Source organism: Gaetbulibacter sp. NE (assembly GCF_025548475.1).
Classification (GTDB): domain Bacteria; phylum Bacteroidota; class Bacteroidia; order Flavobacteriales; family Flavobacteriaceae; genus Gaetbulibacter_B; species Gaetbulibacter_B jejuensis.
This window is the reverse complement of record NZ_JAOQHY010000032.1, coordinates 1-644: the sequence shown is the minus strand read 5'-3', so window position 1 is coordinate 644 and position 644 is coordinate 1. Positions and strand designations below refer to the sequence as shown.

Annotated in this window: 1 pseudogene; it reads left to right on the top strand. The window is 42.2% G+C overall.

Annotation, left to right across the window (positions count from 1 at the left end):
* Positions 1-644: pseudogene (locus OD803_RS14470) on the top strand (hypothetical protein); the annotation flags it as partial.

Here is a 644-nt window from a genome sequence, read left to right as displayed (position 1 = left end):
CCAGTAGTTCCAACAAACATAGACGATTATGTTATCTGTGATACCAATACCGATGAGATTGCGCAGTTTGATTTAACCACCAAAGCAGCAGAGATATTAGGTACCCAAGACCCAGCAGATTTTGTACTGACCTACCATTTAACACAGGCAGATGCAGACTCAGGAAACAACCCAATAGCTAACACGACTAACTATAGTAACCAAATCAATCCACAGACCATTTACATACGCTTAGTAAGTGTAGCCAATGGCTGTGTAACTACAGGAGAGTTTGAAATACGTGTGGAGCTTCCACCAACAGCAATACAACCAACACCATTAGAGTTGTGTGATGATGAAGTGGCCGATGAGATTACAGTATTTGATCTTACCGTAAAGGACAGTGAAATTACAGGAGGAGAAGCAAGCTGGAGTGTAAGCTATTATGAAACCAATGCCGATGCACAGTCAGGAACCAACGCAGTAGACGCTACAGCCTATACCAATACATCGGTTAATGGCGCACCAGCCAACCCACAAACACTATATGTAGTTGTTACCGATACCGATACAGGCTGTGTGGATTATACAACGTTAACCATTAGAGTATTACCAAACCCAACTCCAAGTACAGATCCAGATAACCTAGAGTTATGTGATGACAT